The organism is Vibrio sp. 811 (assembly GCF_033339195.1).
Genome location: NZ_JAWOUB010000961.1, coordinates 1 through 515 on the forward strand (window position 1 = coordinate 1; position 515 = coordinate 515).

General features: G+C 54.4%; 1 protein-coding gene. It reads right to left on the bottom strand.

All coding sequences use genetic code 11. The features are described 5' to 3' along the window. Positions 1 to 515 (bottom strand): PAS domain-containing sensor histidine kinase (locus tag R7Q46_RS30360; protein WP_318078739.1); only part of this gene is annotated, 515 nt, incomplete at both ends.

The window sequence follows — 515 nt, forward strand, 5'->3', positions numbered from 1 at the left end:
GCGAAGCCATGGACATTGACTTCCAACTTACCCGATTCCAAACGCGAAATATCCAGCAAATCTCCGATCAAATCTTCCGCCGCGCCTAACGCACTTTCGATGTGTGCCGACAACTTGCGGGTTTCGCTGTCTTTGGCTACTTCAGAAAGTGAAGACGCAAACAAACGGGCGGCATTGAGCGGCTGCATCAAGTCGTGACTCACGGCCGCTAAAAAACGCGATTTCGATTTCGATTCCAAATCCGAACGCTGCGTCGCTGCCACCAACTGCTTGTTGAGTTGCTCCAACTCTCTGGTGCGCGCGCGCACTCGTTCTTCTAACGTTTCATTGGCGTCTCTCAGTGCTTGCTCGGCATCGCGGAATACGGTGATGTCCGTAAAGCTCATTACAAAACCACCGCCGGGCATCGGGTTACCCTGCACTTCGATCACTCGTCCATCAGGGCGCACACGGGAAGAGGTATGTCGCGTGCCTTGCTCAAGGTGATACACGCGGCGGCGTACATGGTCTTCAGG